17 protein-coding genes and 1 other RNA gene are annotated in these 17416 nt (G+C 26.1%); 10 read left to right on the top strand and 8 right to left on the bottom strand.

From position 1 onward, the window contains the following. Positions 1 to 7: 7 nt before the first annotated feature. On the top strand, positions 8 to 937 hold the full coding sequence (thrB, locus tag BAKON_RS00985; RefSeq protein WP_014499351.1) for a homoserine kinase: 930 nt from the start codon (positions 8 to 10) through the stop codon (positions 935 to 937). 3 nt (positions 938 to 940) lie between these two features. Next, entirely contained in the window at positions 941 to 2230 is a 1290-nt protein-coding gene (thrC, locus tag BAKON_RS00980; RefSeq protein WP_014499350.1) for a threonine synthase, read from the top strand. Positions 2231 to 2293: 63 nt separating this feature from the next. Here the strand turns inward: thrC and ychF are convergent, their stop codons facing one another. The 3 genes from ychF to BAKON_RS00965 all read right to left on the bottom strand — a co-directional run bounded on the left by ychF (position 2294) and on the right by BAKON_RS00965 (position 4717). Then, positions 2294 to 3382, bottom strand: a complete 1089-nt coding sequence (gene ychF, locus BAKON_RS00975) for a redox-regulated ATPase YchF (RefSeq protein ID WP_014499349.1) — start codon at positions 3380 to 3382, stop codon at positions 2294 to 2296. Between the two features lie 40 nt (positions 3383 to 3422). Beyond that, positions 3423 to 3956 (bottom strand): aminoacyl-tRNA hydrolase, encoded by a 534-nt coding sequence (gene pth, locus BAKON_RS00970; RefSeq protein ID WP_014499348.1) that lies wholly within the window; start codon positions 3954 to 3956, stop codon positions 3423 to 3425. A 149-nt stretch (positions 3957 to 4105) separates the two neighbouring features. Beyond that, positions 4106 to 4717 (bottom strand): Fe-Mn family superoxide dismutase, encoded by a 612-nt coding sequence (locus tag BAKON_RS00965; protein ID WP_014499347.1) that lies wholly within the window; start codon positions 4715 to 4717, stop codon positions 4106 to 4108. Between the two features lie 219 nt (positions 4718 to 4936). On the opposite strand from BAKON_RS00965, the gene rnt reads away from it, so the two are divergent. Further along, the gene (gene rnt, locus BAKON_RS00960; RefSeq protein ID WP_014499346.1) at positions 4937 to 5596 is read left to right on the top strand and encodes a ribonuclease T; all 660 of its coding nucleotides are present in this window, start codon (positions 4937 to 4939) and stop codon (positions 5594 to 5596) included. A gap of 155 nt (positions 5597 to 5751) precedes the next feature. On the opposite strand, the gene grxD is transcribed toward rnt, so the two are convergent. Continuing rightward, a complete protein-coding gene (gene grxD / locus BAKON_RS00955; RefSeq protein WP_014499345.1) occupies positions 5752 to 6078 on the bottom strand; it encodes a Grx4 family monothiol glutaredoxin in 327 nt (108 codons plus the stop codon). 131 nt (positions 6079 to 6209) lie between these two features. Between grxD and ssrA the strand changes: the two genes are divergently transcribed. Beyond that, positions 6210 to 6575, top strand: a transfer-messenger RNA (tmRNA) gene (gene ssrA, locus BAKON_RS03185). Positions 6576 to 6610: 35 nt separating this feature from the next. On the opposite strand, the gene BAKON_RS00950 is transcribed toward ssrA, so the two are convergent. After that, a complete protein-coding gene (locus tag BAKON_RS00950; RefSeq protein ID WP_014499344.1) occupies positions 6611 to 6919 on the bottom strand; it encodes an outer membrane protein assembly factor BamE in 309 nt (102 codons plus the stop codon). 93 nt (positions 6920 to 7012) lie between these two features. After that, complete coding sequence (gene nadK / locus BAKON_RS00945) at positions 7013 to 7891, bottom strand: NAD(+) kinase (protein WP_014499343.1); 879 nt, start codon at positions 7889 to 7891, stop codon at positions 7013 to 7015. 117 nt (positions 7892 to 8008) lie between these two features. Here nadK and grpE point away from each other — a divergent pair, with 117 nt between their 5' ends. Beyond that, complete coding sequence (gene grpE, locus BAKON_RS00940) at positions 8009 to 8575, top strand: nucleotide exchange factor GrpE (RefSeq protein ID WP_014499342.1); 567 nt, start codon at positions 8009 to 8011, stop codon at positions 8573 to 8575. 76 nt (positions 8576 to 8651) lie between these two features. Here grpE and ung read toward each other — a convergent pair whose 3' ends face one another. Further along, positions 8652 to 9293 carry a uracil-DNA glycosylase gene (gene ung, locus BAKON_RS00935; protein WP_014499341.1) on the bottom strand — a complete coding sequence of 214 codons (642 nt, stop codon included), beginning with the start codon at positions 9291 to 9293 and terminating at the stop codon, positions 8652 to 8654. A gap of 93 nt (positions 9294 to 9386) precedes the next feature. Here ung and BAKON_RS00930 point away from each other — a divergent pair, with 93 nt between their 5' ends. Next, a complete protein-coding gene (locus BAKON_RS00930; RefSeq protein WP_014499340.1) occupies positions 9387 to 9980 on the top strand; it encodes a peroxiredoxin C in 594 nt (197 codons plus the stop codon). 108 nt (positions 9981 to 10088) lie between these two features. Here BAKON_RS00930 and BAKON_RS00925 read toward each other — a convergent pair whose 3' ends face one another. Further along, complete coding sequence (locus BAKON_RS00925) at positions 10089 to 10814, bottom strand: DUF2076 domain-containing protein (protein WP_014499339.1); 726 nt, start codon at positions 10812 to 10814, stop codon at positions 10089 to 10091. Between the two features lie 264 nt (positions 10815 to 11078). On the opposite strand from BAKON_RS00925, the gene gyrA reads away from it, so the two are divergent. The 4 genes from gyrA (at position 11079) to yfaE (ending at position 17408) form a co-directional block, all read left to right on the top strand. Further along, on the top strand, positions 11079 to 13580 hold the full coding sequence (gene gyrA / locus BAKON_RS00920) for a DNA topoisomerase (ATP-hydrolyzing) subunit A (RefSeq protein WP_014499338.1): 2502 nt from the start codon (positions 11079 to 11081) through the stop codon (positions 13578 to 13580). An 84-nt stretch (positions 13581 to 13664) separates the two neighbouring features. Continuing rightward, positions 13665 to 15950 (top strand): class 1a ribonucleoside-diphosphate reductase subunit alpha, encoded by a 2286-nt coding sequence (nrdA, locus tag BAKON_RS00915; RefSeq protein ID WP_014499337.1) that lies wholly within the window; start codon positions 13665 to 13667, stop codon positions 15948 to 15950. Between the two features lie 62 nt (positions 15951 to 16012). Then, on the top strand, positions 16013 to 17143 hold the full coding sequence (gene nrdB / locus BAKON_RS00910; protein ID WP_014499336.1) for a class Ia ribonucleoside-diphosphate reductase subunit beta: 1131 nt from the start codon (positions 16013 to 16015) through the stop codon (positions 17141 to 17143). A 1-nt stretch (position 17144) separates the two neighbouring features. After that, on the top strand, positions 17145 to 17408 hold the full coding sequence (gene yfaE, locus BAKON_RS00905) for a class I ribonucleotide reductase maintenance protein YfaE (protein ID WP_014499335.1): 264 nt from the start codon (positions 17145 to 17147) through the stop codon (positions 17406 to 17408). Positions 17409 to 17416 lie beyond the last annotated feature (8 nt).

Raw genomic sequence — 17416 nt, 5'->3', positions numbered from 1 at the left:
CATAGTAATGATTAAAATTTATGCACCAGCTTCTATTGGTAATGTTGGAGTGGGATTTGATATTTTAGGTGCAGCAATTATACCTATAAATGGTGCTTTATTAGGCGATTTTGTAACAGTAAAATTATCAAAGAAATTTAACTTGATTAACAAAGGCATATTTTCTGATAAATTACCTAAAAATACTCAACAAAATATTGTTTGGAAATGCTGGTTAAAATTTTGCCATGTTATAAAAAAAAATATTCCAGTTTCTATTATACTAGAAAAAAATATGCCTATTGGATCAGGATTAGGCTCTAGTGCTTGTTCAGTAGTAGCTACTTTAGTTGCTATGAATGAACTTTGTAACAAACCTTTAAACTCAAAAGAATTATTACTTCTGATGGGAGAAATAGAAGGTGAAATATCAGGCAGTATACACTATGATAATGTTGCTCCATCTTATCTTGGAGGACTACAGCTCATATTAGAAGATTCTGAAATAATAAGTCAAACTATTCCAAACTTTAAAAACTGGTTTTGGATAATAGCCTGGCCAGGAATAAAAGTTCCAACTTCAGAAGCAAGAGAAATACTACCAGAAAAATATAAAAAAGATATTTGTATCAAAAATAGTCGTTATTTAGCTGGTTTTATTCATGCTTCATACAGTCAACAACCTTATTTAGCAGCACGATTAATGCAAGATTTCATAGCAGAACCATATCGTATTAAATTATTGCCTGATTTTTTAAAAGCTAAAGAAAAAATTAAAAAAATTGGAGCAATAAGTTGTGGGATATCTGGTTCAGGACCAACGATTTTTTCTATTTCCGACAACATACATACAGCCCAAAAAATATCTTTATGGTTAACAGAAAATTATTTACAAAATGAAACAGGATTTGTTCATATTTGTTTTTTAGATTCAAAAGGTGTACGTAAAATAGGATAAAAAATGAAACTTTATAATTTAAAAGATCACAGTGAAAAAGTAAATTTTGAAACAGCTGTAAAACTGGGATTAGGACGGCAACAAGGATTATTTTTTCCAGTAGAATTACCCGTTATTACACCTACAGAATTATCAAAAATATTAAAAATGGATTTTATTACTCGCAGTACTGAAATACTTTCTAAATTTATTTATCATGAGATATCTAAAGAAAAACTATATGAACATGTCAAACAAGCATTTTCATTTAAGGCTCCATTAAAAATAAAAATCACAGAAGATATACATTGCTTTGAATTATTTCACGGTCCAACATTAGCGTTTAAAGATTTTGGAGCGCGTTTTATGGCTCAAATGATATTATCACTAAATAAAAAAAATGAATCTGTTACTATTTTAACTGCAACATCAGGTGATACAGGTGCAGCAGTAGCACATGCGTTTTATGGAATGAAAAATGTACGAGTAATTATTTTATATCCCAAAGGAAAAATTAGTGAATTACAAGAAAAACTATTTTGTACATTAGGTAAAAATATAAAAACTATATCTATTAACGGTAGTTTTGATGATTGTCAAAAATTAGTAAAAGAAGCTTTTAATGATAAGAAACTTAAAGAATCAATAGGATTAAATTCTGCAAACTCTATTAATATAAGCAGATTATTAGCACAAATTTGTTATTATTTTGAAGCTTTTTCTTTAATTTCAGAACAAGAAAGAAAAAATTTAGTTATAGCGGTTCCATGTGGAAACTTTGGCAATTTAACTGCTGGACTATTGTCTAAGTCTCTTGGTTTACCAATTAAATCATTTATAGCATGTACTAATGCTAATGATACAGTACCAAGATTTCTTAAAAATGGTACATGGCATCCAAAAAAAACCGTATCTACAATCTCAAATGCCATGGATATTAGTCAACCTAATAATTGGACTCGAATTGAAGAATTATTTAATCGAAAAAAATGGAATTTGAAAGAACTTAGATTTGGTAGCGTATCGGATGATTCTACAGAAGAAACATTACAAGAATTATTTAAATTAGGTTATGTTTCTGAACCTCATGCTGCAATAGCATATCGATTATTACGAGATCAATTAAAAAAGAATGAGTTTGGTTTATTTCTAGGTACTGCACACCCAGCTAAATTTAAAAATACTGTAGAAAACATATTAAAAAATAAAATTTCGTTACCTGATGAACTAAAAAATAGAATTGATCTTCCATTATTATCTCACAATATCAATCCTATTTTTAGTAAATTAAAAAAATTTTTATTAGAAAAGTAAATATTGTATTAGAGAGGATAAATAATGTTTTCCTCTCTAAAAATATTATAAAAATTAATCATTTTAAATATTAAATAAAAAATGAATAATATCACCATCTTGAATATAATATTGTTTTCCTTCAGTTCTAAATTTCCCCATTTCTTTAATTTTTGCTTCACTTTTATATTTTATAAAATCTACATATTTAATAATTTGTGCTCTAATAAAACCTTTGCTAAAATCGCTGTGTATTTTATGAGCAGCTTGAATACTAGTGCTTCCATTAAGAATTTCCCAAGCCCTAATTTCCTTTTTTCCTACAGTAAAAAAAGTTATTAAATTTAATAATTTATAACTAGAAGAAATAATTTTATTCAAACCTAGAGTTTTTATATTAAATTCTTGCATAAAAGATTTTTGTTCTTCATTTCGCATTTGAATTAAATCTAACTCTAGACTTGCATTAATTGGCACAACTATAGCACTTTCTTTTTTAGCCATATTATTTAATTGATCTAAAAAATAAAAAGAGTCTTTTTCTTCATTAATATTAGCAATATACATTGTTGGTTTTAAAGTTAAAAAACGCAAATATCTAATTAATTGTTTTTCATCTTTATTTAAATTAAGAGTTTTTAACATTAAAAACTTCTTTAAATGATCCATACATTTTTTTAAAACATTAATTTTCTTTTCTGTTTCATTATTTTTTAATAAATTTTTTTTTTGTAAATGTAATATAGTCTTTTCACAAAGATCAAAATCAGACAATATAAGTTCACTATTAATAATATCTACGTCTTTAGTAGGTTGAACTCGATTATAAATATGAGTAATATTATCATTCTTAAAACAACGAACAACATGAGCTATAGCATCCGTATCTCGTATATTAGATAAAAATTGATTACCCAATCCTTCACCTTTAGACGCTCCTTTAACTAAACCTGCAATATCTATAAATTCTATAAATGCATGAACTATTTTCTGAGTAGAAATAATTTTATTTAAATTATTAATACGTTCATCAAAAACTGGAACAATACCTATATTGGGTTTAATAGTACAAAACGGAAAATTAGCAACTTCTGAATTCCCTTTAGTTAAAAGGTTAAATAAAGTAGATTTTCCAATATTAGGCAATCCTATAATACCACACTTAAAACCCATATCTTATACGCCTTGAAAAATAGAAAATATATTTATTCGATTAAAATGTTAAAATATTCGAAATAAAATTTTCTTCTATTGCATGTGAAATTGATTTTTGAATTAATGTTTTCTCTTTTTTTGTAGGACTTGATAATACAAAAGAAGCTATTTGATCACGATTTATTGGACGACCGATACCAATTCTAAATCGATAAAAATTGACTTGTGTATTAAATATACTAATAATATTTCTTAAACCATTATGTCCATTATGTCCATAACTATATTTAACTTTTATAATCCCAGGATCAAGTTCTAAATCATCATGAACTATTAATATTTCGCTTAAATTAATATTATAAAAAGATGCCATTTTGAACACCGAATGACCATTTATGTTCATAAATATATCAGGAATAAGACATCGAATATAACTTGACTCCAGACTAAAAGAAGCAGTAAAACCGAGAAATTTTTTTTCTTTTTTTAGATTTTTTAAACAACTTTTTACTAAAGAATAAATGTACCAAGAACCTACATTATGACGTGTATTATGATATTCTATTTTTGGATTAGATAGTCCAACTATCATTTTAATGGTATTCAAAAAATATCCTTCAACCTAAATATTAAAAAACATATAATATACGTATTATATGTTTTTTAAGATAAAAAAATTCAAAAAAAATAATGACACAATATGTTATCTACAAAAAAATACTCGTTAGTATAACTAATACATTATTTCTGTAACCGATCAGAAGCTTTTTCCCAATTAACAACATTCCAAAAAGACTTAATATAATCTAATCGTCTATTTTGATATTTCAAATAATAAGCATGCTCCCAAAGATCTAAACCAATAATAGGATAACCATATGTATTAGATATTAATTTACCCATTAAAGGATTATCCTGATTAATAGTGGAAACTATAGATAAAACACCATTTTGATTTACTAACCATACCCAACCAGATCCAAAATGATTAAGTGCCACCGTTTCAAATTTTTCTTTAAAAGCTTCAATCGTACCAAATTGTTTTTCTATTTCTATTTTTAAATCATTTGTTAAAACTGTACCTAATTTTAAACTTGTCCAAAAAAAACTATGATTGATATGACCGCCTGCATTATTACGTAACAAATTTTTGTCTTCTACAATAATCTCATTAAAGATAGATATTAATTCGTCAATAGATAATGAAGAAAAAGGTGTGTTTTTTAAAATAGAATTACTGTTATTAATATAATTTTGATGGTGTTTAGTGTGATGAATTATCATAGTTTTTTCATCAAAAAATGGTTCTAATGCATTGTATGAATAAGGTAAAGAAGGAAGAGTATAAGTCATTTTATTTTCCTAAAGATGATTTCTATAAAATTATAGTATTATTTTTTTAAAAACGTTAAATTGACAATTTAATGTTAAATATTTTTATAAATTATAGTACACTTATTAAATTATTCGCAAGAATCATGATACATATTTTAAAAGTGTCTAAAATTAAAATTGTAAAAATATAAAAATTAACTATATTAAACACAAAGTTTTTTAAAAAATGAGATTTTGATGTCTACCATTCAAGAATTCAATTTATTAAGTAATCGATTTCGTACTTTTTATCCTGTTGTTATAGATATTGAAACAGCAGGATTTAATGCAAGTACTGACGCAGTATTAGAAATTGCTATAATAACATTAAAAATGGATAAATCAGGATGGTTAGAAAAAGAAAATATGTTACATTTTCACGTAGAACCATTTAAAGGTTCTATAATAAATTCCGATGCAATAGCTTTTAATAAAATTGATCCATTTAATCCATTACGCGGTGCAATTAGCGAAAAAATAGCAATTCAATCTATATTAAAAATGGTACGTAAAGGTATTAAAATACAGGGATGCAGTCGAGGAATTGTTGTCGCACATAATGCTAATTTTGATCATAATTTTTTAATGGCAGCAATTCAAAGAGTAAAAATAAAAAATAATCCTTTTCATCCATTTGTTACATTTGATACAGCAGCGTTAAGCGGATTAGTAGTCGGTCAAACAGTTTTATCTAAAGCATGTAAAGCTATTGGCTTGTCATTTGATAATCATCAAGCCCATTCTGCACTTTATGACACTTTGCAAACTGCTGATCTTTTTTGTGAATTAGTAAATCGTTGGAAACGTTTAGGTGGATGGCCTCTTAACATGAAAAAAAACAATATTAATAATATATAAATCCAATATTAAAAATATAACTATTGTATATAATTAAATATTTTCTTAATAAAAAGATATGACATTAGTAATAAAGATTAAAAGTTTAATACTATTTATTTAATGTCATATCTAATTTTTCATATATATTATTTATATTAATATTTTCTGAAATATTATATTTTGTATTTTTTAACTGTTTTTGATATCAGTTCTCTTAATTGACCATTTTCTAACATTTCAAGTATAATACTACAACCACCAATTAGTTCACCATCTATCCATAATTGAGGAAATGTCGGCCAATTTGCATATTTTGGTAATTCATTTCTAATTTCAGTATTTTCTAAAACATCTACATAAGCAAACTTTTCCCCACAAATTGATAAAGCTTTTACTGCTTGTGCAGAAAAACCACAACTAGGAGATTCAGGAGTACCTTTCATGTATATTAAAATAATATTATCTTTAATTTGTTTTTTTATTGTTTCAATAATGTTCATATTAATTTCCATTTTTTAAATTTATATAAAATATGTATTTCAATGATCTATAATAAAAGTTTTATTAAAATACTGTAAAATTATTAATAGACAAAATTATTTTTTTTTGTAATACTACATTGTTATAAAAAGGGGCTGCTTTTGGATTTGACAAAATTATCAACAAAGTAAAGTGCATGCCGAGGAACGGTTTGCCTCGATAAAAGCCGTAAAAAAATAATTGCAAATAATAAACAAAACTACGCTTTAGCAGCTTAAAAAACTGTATGAAGCCCTTCCTTCTCAGCCTCTCTCTCTTAGGACGAGAAAACAGGAAGGTCAAATAAGAGAAAACGTAGCTATCAAGCTTGATGATAGCGCGAAGTAAATTTTCAAGCTATATACCTAAAATGAGTTTTTCCAAATTAGGTAATGAATTGAAAAAAGAAAAAACTAAGCATGTAGTACTTTATTCGTAGAAATTTTGGACGCGGGTTCAAATCCCGCCAGCTCCAAAAAAATTTATGTAATATTTAAAAAATTTTATAAAAAACTATGTAAAATTAAACTTTAAAACCTTATTATCTTTAAAATAAAAATTCAACATTTTTTTTTGAAATACATTGTTATTTTTTGGATTATTGACATAATAATGATATACATCATTGAACGAATCAGAAATAATAGGCATCCCAAATATATAAACTATTTGTTGTCTTGTCATCCCAATATAATTTTTATTCAATACATTATGATTTAAATTTATTCCCTCTAAAAAATTAGAATCATATTTTTTGTTATCTAAAATTGAACAACTAGAGAAAAAAATTACTATCAATAGCATTTTGACATAGTTATTCATAATAATATCCTATTATAGTTTACATAAAAAATAATTAATACTCTTTATTCCTATCTGAGTAATATTTTTTATAAATAAAAAATATTAATTATTCTAAAAAAATTTTTTAGACCAACTTAATTTAGAACTTAGAGTTTTAAAATAATTATAACTTTTAGGGTGAATGAGATTTAAATAATAACAACTTCTTCGAATAAATACACATTCACCTTTTTTAATTGTTAAAATAATTTGACTATCACAGCTTATTTTTAAATTAGTCTGAACATTAGAAAATTTCAAACAAATTATACTATCGCTATGAATGACTAAAGGACGAGTAGATAAGGCATGTGGAAACATAGGCACTAATACAATTGCATCTAAAGAAGTTGAAATAATTGGTCCACCAGCTGAAAGTGAATAACCAGTCGAACCTGTAGGTGTTGAAACAATTAATCCATCTGCACGTTGAGAAAAAGAAAATTTATTATCGATATAGACTTCAAATTCTATCATATGAGCCAAGTGCTTTGTATGTAAAACTACTTCATTAATAGCTATGCTAGATCTCGAAATCATTTTTTTTTGACAGACTTGTGCATCTAATAAAAATCGATTTTCTAATAAATAATTTCCAGATAATACTTCCGATAATTTTTTTAAACCGGTGTCAGGGTTTAAATCAGCAAGAAAGCCTAGATTACCTCGATTGATACCGATAATTTTAATATTATAAAATGATAAAACACGCGCTGCACATAATAAATTACCATCTCCTCCTATAACTACTGCCAAATCACAAAATTGACCAATTTCAATCAATGTAGCAGTATTAGGATTGTTTAATTTTAATTCTTTAGCAACAGTGTGTTCAATAAAAACTTTATAACCATTTTTTATCAACCATTTATAAAGTTTTTTATGTGTTATTAATGCACTCGCATAACGCGGACGTCCAACAATACCTATACAAGTGAAATGTTGCTTCATTAAATAAAAATTCCTAATAAAAATAATGTATATTATATTATAATAACAAACAGTCTTGAAAGATTAATTACAGTCTTTATAATAGTTTGATTATTAATATAATTAATGGTGAATTTTATGGAAAATAAAGAAAATAAATCAAATAATGAAAAATTTTTTAAAAAAAATCACATAGTAGAAGAACAAGAAAAAGTACTTGATATGAATTCTATTCAAAATCAAAAAATAGATAGCCTCAAACTAGAACTGCTCCAGAATCAAAAAAAAATAAATGATATTGAATTACGAAAATTAGCTGATATAGAAAATATAAAAAAAAATATTGAAGAAAAAATAAGAAAAATAAAAAAAACAGAAATTGAAAGATTTTTAAAAACAATAATTCCAGTAATAGATTCTTTAGAAGAAATTCTAATATCATCTAATACATCAAGTATAAAAGATGAATCTGTAATAAAAGGAATCGAACTTATATTGCAATCTTTATTAAATATATTATATAAAATAGGAGTTAAAATTGAAGGTCAAAAAAACGAACTTTTTAATCCTGAAATTCATACATTAATTTCAACAGAATCATCTAAAAAAATAGCACCTAATCATATTGTTTTTACTCATAAAAAAGGATTTACTTTTAATAAAGTATTATTACGAAAAGCAACAGTTACAATTTCTAAAAATTAATATTTTTCATTTTTTTTAAATTTCTACTTAATCGATACATTTATAATATTTAAAAATAGAAAATATTTTTCTATTTTTAAATTACAAACCAATTAATTGGCTTTTTCTTGTTTTTAAGGAGTATTTTATTAGTTAAAGAAAAATGTTTACATCCAAAAAATCCTCGATATGCTGATAATGGAGAAGGATGAGATGCTTTTAATATATAATGATTATTTCTATCAATTAAATCACACTTTTTTTGTGCATCGTTTCCCCATAGTAAAAAAATAATAGAATGTTTATACAAACTTATTGTAGAAATTACTTTATCAGTAAAAATATTCCAGCCTATATCACTATGTGATTTTGGTTTTCCTGATTCAACTGTTAAAATCGTATTCAATAAAAAAACACCTTGATTAGACCAGTTTTCAAGACATCCATGATTAAAAGTATGCTGCTTTTTAAAATCTGTATTTAACTCTTTGTATATATTCTTTAAAGAAGGTGGTATAGTAAAACCTTTAGGCACAGAAAATGATAAACCATGTGCTTGATGCTTAGAAAAATATGGATCTTGTCCAAGAATAACAACTTTTATATCATTAAACTGAGTTAAAAAAAAAGCATTAAATACATCTTTTTGATCCGGATAAATTATTTTTTTCAAACGTTCTTTTTTAAGAAATTGCATTATATCAATAAAATATCTTTTTTTTTTCTTGAGATAAAACATCTTTCCAAGATAAAATCTTATTCATTATAAATTTCCATATCTAAATATTTAATAACATATTTTTTTAAAAATATAATATTATAAGGAAAAAAAATGGTTCTAGTAACACAAAAGGCACCTAATTTTATAGCTCCAGCAATTTTAAAAGACAATCAAATTGTTGAACAATTTGATCTTAAAAAATATTCTAATGGTCAAGCGACCGCACTATTTTTTTGGCCAATGGATTTTACTTTTGTATGTCCATCTGAAATTATAGAATTTAATAAGCTATATTCAGATTTTAAAACAAGAAAAGTAAAAATTGTAGGTGTATCAATTGATAGTGTTTTTGTTCATCAAGCATGGCAAAAAACATTGCCTAAAAATGGTGGTATTGGCAAAATAAATTTTCCTATGGTATCTGACATAAAACATGATATTCAAAAATCTTACGGAATTGAACATCCACATCTTGGTATAGCACTAAGAGCTTCATTTTTAATCGATTCTAATTGGATTATACGTCATCAAGTTGTAAATGATCTACCATTTGGGAGAAATATAAAAGAAATGATACGCATGGTAGATGCTGTAGACTTTCATAATAAGTTTGGAGAAGTATGTCCTGCAAATTGGGAAAAAGGAGAAAAAGGTATGAAAGCATCTTCAGAAGGAGTCTCTGAATATTTAAGTAAATATGCTTAAAAAAACTTAAAGTCAGCAAAAAAAATATTTTATGCTGGCTTTATTTTTAAATATATTTAAATAGATATATTTTAAAATATGAAATATTATAATTAAAACATATATTTTTTAAATAAAGTTATCATCATCAATATTAATATCATCTCCATCATAAACATCATTGTTTATGCTTTCTAAACCTAATTCATTTCTATCAATATCTGATTCATTATATTGATAATCTATTAAATCATTATTAGAGTGGTTATTATTTGAAAAATTATCTTGTATATGCTGATCTGAAGATGATTTATTAACAGTATCAAATATCTCTTCTTCTGGTTTAGTATGACTAAACACATTCATTAACATATTCCCTAAAATCATACCACCTGCTACACCTGTTGCTGTTTGTAATGCATTACTAAGGAAACTACTGCTTCTATTATTATTTGCTGTTGGTAATACTTGATTTGTTGGTAAAATAGTTGTATTAGCGTAATTAGGTGGCAAAATATCTTCTTTTTTTTTCCATAGATTACTGTTATTAGATCCTGTGTGCAAAGTAGAATTTTTTTTAAAAAAACTTGATAAAAAACTTGGTTTTTTATTTATATCTTCTCCATTCAACATTTTTATTCTTGCTTTTAATTCTTCAATTTGCATGCTCATTTTTTTGATTGCCGTTTCTTGAATCAAGATTGTTTGAACCATGTAATAAGAAGAAGAAGGTTGTTTTTTTGTTAAATTTTGAATTAGTTCATTTGCTGAACTATCTCTTTCAGAAGAACTTGATTCAATTTTTTTTAAACGATGAAATAAATTTTCTATTAAACTTTTTTCTTCATCTTTCATAAGAATATCTCATTTTAAAGTCAAGTTAATAAATTATTATATTTTTAATAATTATTTCTTAATAATACTTTTTATTGTTAAAAGTATTATTGTTTTTATAATAATACTTTCATTTCAAATAAACAATATAAAAAAATATTTTTTATCATAATAAAATTATTTATCATTAAGAATGATTTTCTTTAGATGAATCTAATAGTTTAATTATGTTATACTTTTCTACTTAATTTAGTTAGTTTTAATAATAATAGAGATAAAAGTTCTATGAAAGATCCTGCACCAGCAATCATACAGGTCAATATTGAAGAAGAGTTGAAAAGCTCTTACTTAGACTATTCCATGTCTGTAATAGTTGGCCGAGCTTTGCCAGATGTTCGAGATGGTTTGAAGCCTGTTCATCGAAGAATACTTTTTGCAATGTATATATTAAATAATGATTGGAATAAAGCATATAAAAAATCTGCTCGTGTCGTGGGTGATGTTATCGGAAAATATCATCCACATGGAGATTCTGCTGTATATGATGCTATAGTTCGTATGGCTCAAAAATTTTCATTACGTTATATGCTTATAGATGGTCAAGGAAATTTTGGTTCTGTAGATGGAGATTCTGCTGCAGCGATGCGATATACTGAAGTTCGAATGTCTAAAATAGCTCATGAACTATTAAATGACTTAGAAAAAAACACTGTTGAATTTCTACCAAATTATGATGGTACTGAACACATTCCAGAAATACTACCAGCAAAAATACCTAATCTTTTAATAAATGGTTCATCAGGTATAGCTGTAGGAATGGCTACAAATATTCCACCTCATAACTTGCATGAAGTAATTAATGGATGTTTAGCTTATATTGATAATAATAATATCTCCCTAAAAGAACTAATTAAATATATTCCAGGACCAGATTTTCCAACCGCTGGAATAATCAATGGAAAATCAGGAATTGAAGAAGCTTATCGTACAGGGAAGGGAAAAATTTATATTCGCGCACGAAATAAAATTGAAAAAAACAAAAAAAACAAAAAAGAATCTATTATATTTGATGAAATACCTTATCAAGTGAATAAATCACGTTTAATTGAAAAAATAGCGGAATTAGTAAAAGATAAAAGAATTGACGGAATTACTGCTTTACGTGATGAATCAGATAAAGATGGAATGAGAATTGTTATCGAAATTAAAAGAGAAGCAATATCTGAGATAATTTTAAATCAATTATATTCTCTAACTCAACTTCAAATATCTTTTGGAATTAATATGGTTGCTTTATGTCAAGGACAACCAAGAACTTTATGTTTAAAAGAAATATTGCAACATTTTTTATCTCATAGACAAGAAATAATTATAAGACGCAGTCTTTTTGAATTAAATAAGATACAAAGTCGTATTCATATTCTTGAAGGATTAAATACAGCTTTAATCAATATTAATACGATTATTAAAATAATAAAAAATTCAGGAAACTCAACAGATGCAAAAAATTTGATTATTAAAAAAAAATGGATGTCTGAAGAAATAAAAAAACGTAATGATTTACTAGAAACAAAATATCTATCTAAAAAAAATGAATACCATTTTACTGAAAAACAGGCACAGGCGATATTAGATTTACGTTTACATAAACTAACTAATTTAGAACAGAAAAAAATTATTACAGAACACAATGATTTAATAAAAAAAACGAAAGAACTAAAAGAAATACTCGAAAATCCAAACCGAATGTTTGATCTAATCAAATCAGAGTTATTATTCATACAAAATAATTTTAGTGATAAAAGACGAACAGAAATCACTGAAAATCACACTGATATCAATATTGAAGATCTAATTAATCAAGAAGATGTAGTAGTCACGTTATCTCATTCAGGATATGTGAAATATCAACCTCTGTCTGACTATAATGCTCAAAGACGTGGTGGAAAAGGAAAATCAGCTGCAAAAATAAAAGAAGAAGACTTTATAGAAAGTTTAGTAATAGCAAATACGCATGATACTATATTATGTTTTTCCAGTCGAGGCATTCTATATTGGATGAAAGTTTACCAATTACCAGAATCCAGTAGACATGCAAGAGGCCGACCTATAGTTAATTTATTGCCTTTAAGCCCGAAAGAAAGAATTACAGCTATATTACCAGTACATGAGTATAAAGATAACCTTAATATTTTTATGAGTACTGCAAATGGAATAGTAAAAAAAAGTTCTTTAAAACAATTTAAAAAACCTAGATTAGCAGGGATTATTGCTATTAATTTACATGCTAATGATGAACTAATTGGAGTAGCTTTAACTGATGGTAATAACAATATCATGTTATTTACAAAAAACGGAAAGGTAGTTCAATTTTTAGAAAATAGCGTTCGTGCTATGGGTAGAACTGCATCTGGAGTTAGAGGCATTAAAATTAAAAAAAATGATAAAGTTGTTTCTTTAATTGTACCTAAAAATAGAGGAAGTATTTTAATAGCAACAAAAAATGGATACGGAAAACGCACTAAAATTACCGATTTTCCTATAAAATCACGTGCTACTCAAGGTGTTATCTCAATTAAAATCACGAAAAAAAATGGAAAAATAATTGGAGCAATACAAGTTGTAGAAAAAGATCAAATTATGATGATTACTAATGCGGGAACATTAGTGAGAATTAGAGTTTCTGAAGTAGGAATATTAGGAAGAAATACACAAGGCGTAATATTAATAAGAACTTCGAAAAATGAACAAGTTGTTGCTTTACAAAAAATCGTAGAACCTATATAAAAAAACACATTTATTTATAATCATTATTAATAATTAAATCAAAAATAAAATTTTTTATACTCTTTAAAATAAGTAAAATTTATCATGAAAAACAGTCTGTTTGTCACCAAACGTAATGGAAGAAAAGAAAAAATAAATCTAGATAAAATTCATAAAGTATTAAATTGGGCATCAGAAGGGCTAGATGATATATCTGTATCACAAGTTGAGTTATGCTCTCGAATTCAATTTTACAATAATATTACGACTATTAATATTCATGAGACTATTATCAAAGCTGCAGCTGATCTTATTTCACAAGATACACCAGACTATCAATATATGGCTGCAAGATTAGCTATTTTTCATCTTCGAAAAAAAGCCTATGGTCAATTTGAACCACCTCACTTATATGAACATGTAAAAAAAATGATTATTTTGGGAAAATATGATGAAAATTTATTGAAAAACTACTCTCATCAAGAATTCTCACAGATGAATTCTTTTATCGATCATTGGCGAGATATGAATTTTTCATACGCGGCCGTAAAACAATTAGAAGGAAAATATTTAATACAAAATCGTATAAGTGGAAAAATATATGAAAGTGCACAATTTTTATATGTTTTAATAGCCGCATGTTTATTTTCTCAATACCCAAAAAATATTCGCATGAATTATATTTATCGCTTTTATAATGCAATCTCGACTTTTAAAATTTCGCTGCCAACACCAATTATGTCAGGAGTTAGAACTCCTACTCGTCAATTTAGTTCTTGTGTTTTAATTGAATGTGCTGATAATTTAAATTCTATTAATGCTACAACCAGTTCTATTGTTAAATATGTTTCTCAACGAGCAGGAATCGGTATTAATGCTGGACAAATTCGCGCATTGGGTAGCCCCATTAGAAATGGTGAAGCATTTCATACCGGTTGCATACCTTTTTATAAACATTTTCAAAGCGCTGTAAAATCTTGCTCTCAAGGAGGCGTTAGAGGTGGAGCTGCAACTATTTTTTATCCGATATGGCATTTTGAAGTTGAAAGTCTTTTAGTTTTAAAAAATAATAGAGGAATCGAAGAAAATAGAGTACGTCATATTGATTATGCAATTCAAATTAATAAATTAATGTATCAGAGAATGTTATCAGGAGATCAAATAACATTATTTAGTCCATCTGATGTTCCTCACTTGTATGAAGCTTTTTTTTCTGATCAAAAAAAATTTGAAGAAATATATCTTCAATATGAAAAAAATAAAAATATAAGAAAAAAAAGAATCAAAGCATTAGATCTGTTTTCCTTGATGATGCAAGAAAGAACTTCGACTGGACGTATTTATATACAAAATGTGGATCATTGTAATTCACATAGTGCATTTAATCCTAAATTATCTCCAATAAGACAGTCTAATTTATGTTTAGAAATTACATTGCCCACTAAAGCCTTAAATGACATTTATGATAAGGATGGAGAAATAGCACTATGTACACTATCAGCGTTAAATCTAGGTACTATTAAAGATCTCAATGAATTTAAAGAATTGTCGATATTATCTGTGCGTGCACTTGACGAAATATTAGAATATCAAGATTATCCAATATCAGCAGCAAAAAAATCAGCTGTTTCTAGACGCTCTCTAGGTATTGGTGTTATTAATTTTGCATATTATTTAGCCAAAAATAAAGTACGTTATTCGGATGGTAGTGCAAAAAATTTAACACATAAAACTTTTGAAGCAATGCAATATTATTTATTAGACGCATCTTGTGAATTAGCAAAAGAAAAAGGAGCATGTTCTTTATTTCATCATACTAATTACTATTTAGGAAAGCTGCCTATCGATACATACAAAAAAGATGTTGATAATATATGTAATGAACCACTGCATTTAGATTGGAATTTATTACGTCATAAGATAAAAAAATACGGATTAAGAAATTCAACATTGTCTGCTTTGATGCCTTCAGAAACATCTTCTCAAATATCTAATGCAACAAATGGAATTGAACCACCAAGAGGTTTTATTAGTATTAAGGTTTCAAAAGACGGAATTTTACGTCAAGTTGTTCCTGAATATAAAAAATTAAAATCACAGTATGAATTACTTTGGGATATACCAAATAATACAGGGTATCTGGAACTAGCCGGTATCATGCAAAAATTTATTGATCAATCTATTTCAGTAAATACTCACTATGATCCAAAAAGATTTTTAAAAAATAAAATTCCTATGAAACAACTTCTATATGATTTGTTGTTGTCTTATAAACTTGGTTTAAAAACACTATATTATCAAAATACTCGAGATGGTTCTGAAGATCATCAAAATATTATAACTGAATCTAAAATAGAAGATATTTGTGAAAGCGGTTCATGTATTATATAAAAAACATAACTATTCAAAAAAATAAACACTTCAATATTAAATTTATTATTAGGTATAATATTATGTCTTACACAATTTTTTCAAAAAAAAAAAATAATCAACTTAAAGAACCTATGTTTTTTGGACAACCAGTTAATATTGCGAGATACGATCAACAAAAATATAATATTTTTGAACAATTAATTGAAAAACAATTATCATTTTTTTGGAGACCTGAAGAAATAGATCTTTCTCGAGATAGAATAGATTTTCAAAATTTACCTGATAATGAAAAACATATTTTTATCAGTAATTTAAAATATCAAACACTACTTGATTCTATTCAAGGAAGAAGTCCAAATATAGCTTTTTTACCAATTATTTCTATTCCTGAACTAGAAACATGGATTGAAACATGGTCTTTTTCAGAAACTATTCATTCACGTTCTTATACTCATATAATTAGAAATATTGTCAACTCTCCATCCTTGGTATTTGATGATATTATTTCAAATAAACATATTAATGATCGAGCTCAGAACATTTCTACTTATTATGATGAACTAATAAAAATGACTAGTTATTGGCATTTATTAGGTGAAGGCTCCCATTTAATTAATAAAAAAAATATTCATGTTAATTTGAATATTTTAAAAAAAAGATTATATCTATGTTTAATAAGTGTAAATGTTTTAGAAGCAATTAGATTTTATGTGAGTTTTGCATGTTCATTTGCATTTGCAGAAAGAGAGTTAATGGAAGGTAATGCAAAAATTATAAGATTAATAGCTCGTGATGAAGCATTGCACTTAACAGGAACTCAACATATTTTAAATCTTTTAAGTAATATAAAAAATGATGAAAATATGAAAGATATAGTTTTAGAGTGTCAAGAAGAAGCTATAAATATATTCATATTAGCTTCACAACAAGAAAAAAAATGGGCTGAATATTTATTTCAAAACGGTTCAATGCTTGGATTAAACAAAGATATTCTTTGTCAGTATATAGAATATATTACAAATATTCGTATGAATGCGATAGGTTTTAAAATGCCTTTTAAAAAACAATCTAATCCTATTCCTTGGATTAATGATTGGTTAACTTCTGATAACATACAAACTGCTCCCCAAGAAACAGAAATCAGTTCCTATTTAGTCGGTCAGATTGATTCAGAAGTATCCGATGATGCATTTAAAAAATTTGAATTATAAAATGACGTATTCTATTATTGAGATAACTAATATTAAAAAAAAAATTATTTATACAAAAAATATATCACTATTATTTATTTTAAAATTACATGATATCCATGTAGAATATCAGTGCCAATCTGGATATTGTGGTATATGTAGAATTGAATTAATTAAGGGAGAAGTACTTTATTCAATAAAACAGCCTATGGCTGCTTTATTCGAAGAAAGAGAAATACTTCCATGCTGTTGTAAACCAAATGGAAATATTATAATTAAAATTTAAAAACGCAT

It is taken from the genome of Buchnera aphidicola str. Ak (Acyrthosiphon kondoi), assembly GCF_000225445.1.
Taxonomy (GTDB): domain Bacteria; phylum Pseudomonadota; class Gammaproteobacteria; order Enterobacterales; family Enterobacteriaceae; genus Buchnera; species Buchnera aphidicola_A.
The sequence above is the reverse complement of the archived record's forward strand: the minus strand, read 5'-3'. Positions and strand labels throughout refer to the sequence as shown.